This window comes from Enterococcus sp. HMSC076E04 (assembly GCF_001814285.1).
GTDB lineage: Bacteria > Bacillota > Bacilli > Lactobacillales > Enterococcaceae > Enterococcus_B > Enterococcus_B lactis.
Genome location: NZ_KV815564.1, coordinates 1 through 6,216, shown reverse-complemented (window position 1 = coordinate 6,216; position 6,216 = coordinate 1). Strand labels below are relative to the sequence as shown.

At 31.9% G+C, this 6,216-nt stretch carries 10 protein-coding genes; 6 read left to right on the top strand and 4 right to left on the bottom strand.

The genetic code is table 11. The features are described from left to right. The first annotated feature begins 306 nt into the window (after positions 1 to 306). The gene (locus HMPREF2961_RS15280) at positions 307 to 513 is read left to right on the top strand and encodes a hypothetical protein (protein ID WP_165393975.1); all 207 of its coding nucleotides are present in this window, start codon (positions 307 to 309) and stop codon (positions 511 to 513) included. Between the two features lie 223 nt (positions 514 to 736). Here the strand turns inward: HMPREF2961_RS15280 and HMPREF2961_RS01565 are convergent, their stop codons facing one another. Both HMPREF2961_RS01565 and HMPREF2961_RS15565 read right to left on the bottom strand, forming a co-directional pair. Further along, complete coding sequence (locus HMPREF2961_RS01565) at positions 737 to 1,039, bottom strand: hypothetical protein (protein ID WP_002313710.1); 303 nt, start codon at positions 1,037 to 1,039, stop codon at positions 737 to 739. Between the two features lie 330 nt (positions 1,040 to 1,369). Next, positions 1,370 to 1,624, bottom strand: coding sequence for a hypothetical protein (locus tag HMPREF2961_RS15565; protein WP_002306574.1), 255 nt, complete (start codon positions 1,622 to 1,624; stop codon positions 1,370 to 1,372). A gap of 107 nt (positions 1,625 to 1,731) precedes the next feature. Here HMPREF2961_RS15565 and HMPREF2961_RS15560 point away from each other — a divergent pair, with 107 nt between their 5' ends. From HMPREF2961_RS15560 to HMPREF2961_RS01540, 5 genes are all read left to right on the top strand, one after another. Further along, the gene (locus HMPREF2961_RS15560; RefSeq protein ID WP_256277954.1) at positions 1,732 to 1,854 is read left to right on the top strand and encodes a hypothetical protein; all 123 of its coding nucleotides are present in this window, start codon (positions 1,732 to 1,734) and stop codon (positions 1,852 to 1,854) included. Positions 1,855 to 2,146: 292 nt separating this feature from the next. Beyond that, on the top strand, positions 2,147 to 2,344 hold the full coding sequence (locus HMPREF2961_RS01555; protein WP_002291933.1) for a cold-shock protein: 198 nt from the start codon (positions 2,147 to 2,149) through the stop codon (positions 2,342 to 2,344). Positions 2,345 to 2,631: 287 nt separating this feature from the next. Beyond that, positions 2,632 to 2,985 (top strand): ArsR/SmtB family transcription factor, encoded by a 354-nt coding sequence (locus tag HMPREF2961_RS01550; RefSeq protein ID WP_002314933.1) that lies wholly within the window; start codon positions 2,632 to 2,634, stop codon positions 2,983 to 2,985. Further along, positions 2,963 to 3,640 (top strand): type 1 glutamine amidotransferase domain-containing protein, encoded by a 678-nt coding sequence (locus HMPREF2961_RS01545; RefSeq protein WP_002314934.1) that lies wholly within the window; start codon positions 2,963 to 2,965, stop codon positions 3,638 to 3,640. The genes HMPREF2961_RS01550 and HMPREF2961_RS01545 overlap by 23 nt, the downstream gene beginning before the upstream one ends. Then, entirely contained in the window at positions 3,641 to 4,564 is a 924-nt protein-coding gene (locus HMPREF2961_RS01540; RefSeq protein ID WP_002314935.1) for an NAD-dependent epimerase/dehydratase family protein, read from the top strand. It abuts the gene before it with no gap. Between the two features lie 80 nt (positions 4,565 to 4,644). Here HMPREF2961_RS01540 and HMPREF2961_RS01535 read toward each other — a convergent pair whose 3' ends face one another. Both HMPREF2961_RS01535 and HMPREF2961_RS01530 read right to left on the bottom strand, forming a co-directional pair. After that, the gene (locus HMPREF2961_RS01535) at positions 4,645 to 5,037 is read right to left on the bottom strand and encodes a VOC family protein (RefSeq protein WP_002314936.1); all 393 of its coding nucleotides are present in this window, start codon (positions 5,035 to 5,037) and stop codon (positions 4,645 to 4,647) included. Positions 5,038 to 5,146: 109 nt separating this feature from the next. After that, positions 5,147 to 5,938, bottom strand: a complete 792-nt coding sequence (locus HMPREF2961_RS01530) for a TraX family protein (protein ID WP_002314937.1) — start codon at positions 5,936 to 5,938, stop codon at positions 5,147 to 5,149. Between the last annotated feature and the right edge of the window lie 278 nt (positions 5,939 to 6,216).

Genomic DNA, 6,216 nt, shown 5'->3' with positions numbered 1-6,216 from the left:
TTTTCTATTTACACAAAATATTTTACACTCTCAATAAAATTTTACTAATAAATAACAAAGTTATATCCCCTTTATTTTTTCTCTTTTGCAATATATTTATCTTATCATTATTCATTGATTATGAGATATAAATGAGATTGAAGGGGGGAGTCGGTAATAAAAGACTTATACAAAAATGAAGGGTTGCTTAGATACGTAGATTACTACAGTATAATAAGAACGGTTTCAAGCTATATGATCATTGATACATAAGTTCAGAAAATCGACTTAAAATGTTATTGATTAATGAGAATTGGAAAAACGGCAATGAATAAATCGAGTAAACAAGAATCGAACGTACTGAAGGCAACATTTGAAAAAGAATACGGAGTTTCTACAGAAGAAGTATATAAAGTGGCAAGTCAGGGTGTTGCTATTGCAAGTGAGGTTATTCGTAAGCTTGGATTTCTATATAAAATGATGCTCGTCAATGGGAGGGAGCGGAATGAAAATAAAAGACAGATGTTACGCTAGTAGTCATGGTATAGACGGTTTAATACTAGATATGCCGATAAAGTACCCTAATTAATTCGGATTGAAAGAATGATGAAATGCGATAGACAGCAACGGTTGAAAAATAGTAAGAACAATTATGAAGAGTTGAAATTCACATCCTTGTTTTTACTATTTCCGTTGCTGTCTATTAATTTATAAACATCGGAGTTACGAATATTTAAAACACATCAATTACTTATTGTCAAAGATAGATATAATACGCATCAGCTTCCGAAGTAGCAGAATTTACCTTATGGAGTCCTTCTAATTTGATGTGGAGTTCTTTGGCAATTTCTTGAATATATTTGTTAAATATACTATTTTCTAATTTTAAATAATTAGCAATCTCTATAGAAATAACTTTTTTACATTCTTTTCCTATAAACTGAATATTAAACTGTCTTATTACACTGTTTCTATCACTTTCATTAGGAAAGCTACTTATCATCGATACATATTCTTTTATAGACATAAGAGTACTTTTTATCATTTGGAATTCATCCATAATTTCACCTTCTCTAATTATTTTAATTTTAATTTAATTATACATGATACTTTTGTTTCTATCCATTTTTTTGCTGAAGAGAAAATAAGGTAAGGAAAGTTTAGCGACTATCGCTAGGTGAAAAGATAAACAGCTTCTTTTTTATTTTTTAGTTACATAGACATTCAGAAAAAAAGACAATCAACTAGTGATCGTCTTTTAGAAAGTTACCAATCAATTTTATAATATTGCTAGAAAATAAGATAAGAGCAAGACCTAAAATATTTATAAAAAATTGAAATCTAAAAAAATAGCATTAAGGATAACAAGAATCATTTCGATGTATAATAATTAATCATTCTTATAAAGATATCGCAAAACAATGATGAAAAGAATAAGTGATAAAAACAACCCAACTACGTAAAAAAATAATGCTGAAAGCGATTGATAAAATGTATATTTCACTATTTTTATGATAAAAATTGCTGTAGGAAGAAAAGAAAGCATTAATATAACTGTTTTTCTAGAACGTTTAGTGAAGTAAAAAAAAGAGCTGATACCAATACAGACTGGAATCCAAAATAAAAGCATGCTAAATGTGACCACCGTATCATCTCCCATATCGTCTTATGTCAATTAGGATAATAGCACTTTATCAACTAATAACCAAATATTAAGGATAATAGTTCCGAATGGACTACAAACACACCAGAATGGAAAAAGTCAGAAAACCGGAACTAACTGAAATAAAAGCAAAGTTTAAAAAATACGGTGTTCCTACAGAAGCAGCGGATAAAATTGCGAGCAATTGTATTGCCGGCCATCATTCAGGTTGAAAAAGTAAGTAGTTAACGAAGAACAAAAAGAAAGTAGATAGATATGAGATTTTTAATCGGAGATCATACTCGTTCATTAAACAATTGTTGTGATTTTTCTGAAATTTTACATCTTTTAAACTTTATATCGAGTGATTATCCTTGTGTTAGTATTATATACGTGTTACAGTAAATAAGTAATCTAATTTGAAACGTAATCTGAGCGATATATTCACACTATAAAAACTCCTTTTACCAAGTAATATTAATTGCAATAAAACACGTATTATATACGTATCAGGAGGAAATATATATGAATAAAGGTACAGTAAAATGGTTTAACTCAGATAAAGGTTTTGGTTTCATCACTGGTGAAGATGGAAATGACGTGTTCGCTCATTTTTCAGCAATCCAAGGAGAAGGCTTTAAGTCTTTAGATGAAGGCCAAGCAGTTACTTATGATATTGAAGAAGGTCAACGCGGTCTTCAAGCAGTAAATATCGTAAAATAATGTTGAACGTTAACCGCCTCATATGAGGTGGTTTTTTTGTTTATGTTGGTAGAAAAAATCCTTCACTGTAATATTAGGTGAGGGATTTTTTTCGTTCATTGATTAAGTTTAACACTATTGTTTGATTTAGTTTGTTTATTTTCTGTTACTCAGTTTTTACTTGCTTTGATATTTTTTTCTGAAACCGTCAAATCATAAAGAAGATACTTTTCTGAGCAAAGGAATTTACATATTTTACCAAATATAGTTTAATGGTTTAAACATATAAACTAAAGAGGTGAGCTACAATGATTAGACATGATCGTTTAAAAACAGAACTAGAATCATTGAGTGGTTTTTTAGCAGCGTTAGGTGACGCAAAGAGACAATTAATCTTGATTAGACTATTAAATGAAAAAAGCTGTCATGGCTTGCAAGTAGGAGAACTAACTGACGATACAGGTTTATCAAGACCAGCAGTATCACACCACTTGAAAATTTTAAAAGACGCCGATTTATTAGAGGTCAGAGAAGAAGGAACTAAAAATTTTTACTATCTAAAACACGAAAATAAAAATATATACAAATTAAGAGATTTTTTGAATGATGTAATAACTGAAATAGAGGAGCTAAAAGACAGTGAAGAAAATTCTGATCGTTGAAACAAACGTCAATCAATATAAAGGAACAAATAAAGCTACTGGGCTTTGGCTAGGAGAAACAGTAGAATTTTTAGCAGAAATCTATAAATATCAGTTTAAAGCTGATTTTGTTAGTCCGTTAGGTGGCTATGTGCCGATTGATCCTAGAAGTATGAAAAATCTAGATCCTGATGTTATGGACATTTATTCTAATGCAACATTTATTGAAAAAGGTTTGAGGAATACGTTGTCTCCTGCAAACGTAAAGAGTGAAGATTATATTGCTATTTACTTTACCGGAGGACATGGTGTGATGTGGGATTTTCCAGAAAATAACGCATTACAAAAAATAGCGAGTGATATTTATGAATCAAATGGCTATGTATTATCTGTGTGCCACGGTATAGCAGGTTTATTGAATATCAGACTTGCTAATAATGACTATTTAATAGCAAATAAAAAATTGACTGGTTTTACTAAAACGGAGGAACGATTAGCGATGAAAAGCAAAGTAGTTCCTTTTGATAATGAAGAGATGACTGTAAAGAGAAAAGGACATTTTATCAAGAAGCGTTTCTTTAAGAGTCATGTGGTAAAGGATGGACATCTGATTACTGGACAAAACCCGTATTCAACAAGAGAACTAGCACGAACATTCATCAAGGAGGTTATCTAAATGCAAACAGTTATTGGTAGTAATGGCCAAATTGGATACGAATTAGCAAAAGAACTCAATCAAACGTACGGGAAACAGTTGCGCTTAGTTAGTCGAAATCCGAAATCAATCAACGATACAGACGAACTAATCTCAGCGGATATTTTAGATCGTGAGGCAACTATTCGTGCTGTAGCAGGAAGTGAGATTGTTTATTTTGCTGCAGGATTACCGATGGACTCCGAACAGTGGAAAACAAAATTTGAAATCATGTTAGAAAATGTCATACAGGCTTGTAAAGAAACAAAGGCGAAATTAGTTTTTTTCGATAACACTTATATGTACGAAAAAAATGACACGGAACAATTTGAGGATAGCAAATTTATTTATGATGGTATCAAATCCACTGTTCGAGCTAAAATGGCAGATCCGCTAGTGACTGAAATGGAGAATCCTGACATCGATGTGATGATTTGTCGCGCTCCTGAATTTTATGGACCTAATAAGACGCAAAGTATTACAAACAGTTTATTGTTTAACCGAGTGAAAGACGATAAGACTGCTTTGGTACCAATTTCTGATCAAACTTTAAGGACCTTGATTTGGACACCTGATGCTAGTAAAGCCATGGCACTTTTAGCAAATCATCCTGACACTTATAACCAAACTTGGCATCTACCTTGTGATGTAAGTCGAACATATGAAGAGATGATAAAGTTGATGGAAGAAAAGTTGTGCAAACCGGTAAAATATAAAGTGATCAAACAATGGATGTTTGATCTTGGTTCTATATTCAATAAAAATATGCAAGAGCTAAAAGAGTTACTACCTAGATATCATTATGATAACAAGTTTAATTCTGATAAATTTAAAAAGAAATTTCCAGATTTTGAAATAACAACATTCTCCAATGCGTTAGACGAATTATTCAAATTAGAAAAGTAATGCTACTCGAGAGAAAAAGCGATAGTTGCCATCCACTAAATATGGAAAGTCAACTATCGCTTTTTCGTTTTATCTCATGACTAGAATAACAGTTGCCAAGTAAAGCCAAACTTGTCAGTCACCCAGCAAACTTCCGTATACTTTTCGTAATTTTTTTCATGCATCATTACGGTTCCGCTATCTTTTAATGTATTAAATGCCTGATCAAATTCTTCCTGATTATCTACTTCAATCAAAATGGTAGATGCCCAGGTGGAGACAGGCGCAGGGAAATCTTTTGACATATCCAAAAATCCAATTACTTGATTGCCTAACTTAAGTTTACCTTCAAGGATAAGATCCGATTCCTCTTTGCTCGCATCCCCATACCGATTCAACTTAGTGATTTGGGAGTTAGGAAAAGCTTTGTGATACCAATTGATTGCTTCTTCTGCTTGACCATTATATGTCAAAAACGGTAATAGTTGCTTCATCTTTTTCCCTCCTGCTTCCTTTTTTGAGATCGATTGCAAAGCGATTGTAACATGGAATGGGTAAAAAAGACTAAAGACAGGAACTGAATCGAAATGGTCATTCATCAGTCTAGTATTTATATAAAAAGGCAGACAGCAAATATAATAGGGCAATATGTGCCGGATAAAAAATATAAAAGAAATATTTTATTCCTTTTCCTTTTTGTCCGTTATATAGCAAGATTGGGATGATTGAAAAGATCATTATCCACTGGGTCGTACCTAAAAAGAAGAATATTCCAGCAACAATCGAAATGATGACACATTGAATGTTACGATGATTTCTTGCTAAATAAAGCAAAGGAATCAAAAGAACCATAAAACTATTTTCTGCCAAAAGCAGTGCAGGTAAAAATGATGTAATCAGTATAAAAACAACTTTGTTTTGAAGGATAACAGGACTAGAAAATAACAACGGGATAAATAATGAGAGCAAGATTGGTAAAATGAATAAGAGAATACTTGTAACAATCTTTTTCCAACTTCCTGTATTTTTTCCTTCAGTGAAAAGATCGATTGCATACATCATGACCGTACCAATAAACAGATCTCTGAAAATGTTATTCATTAATACTACTTCATCATAATGAACGATATTACCTAAAAAATAAGTAAAAAAGGCCATAAGAACCATTGAGAGATAAAGCCGCTGCATATATTTCTTTTTATCATGTGTATGTGAGAAGCCTACAACGCTTATAAAAAAGAACAAAGTAGCAACTGGTCTACCAAACCAATCCAGCCAGTCGGGGACACCAAACGGATAAAACATTTGATGAATGTGATCGACAAACATCAATGTAATCCCTAAAATTTTCAAGTCAAAGGTAGAAAGTCCTCTTTTCAAACGAACAGTATTCAAATTTTCCCCTCCTAATGATTAAATAAATGAAACAAGTGACAATCACATTATTAATGAATTGAAGTAAGAAATACAATCGAAAAGTCGAACATTTTTGTCATGTGAATCACTGCAAAAATCAAAACAAAGTAGAAATTATCTTTGGAATATCAGAGAATGAGGGGGGAAAATAGTATGTAACTATAATTAAATGATGTAAACTTATAATTTGCAAATAATTTCTATGCCAATGTATCACGAACCTAAGGGAGCGTCAATAATTTTGTGTAAATAACTCG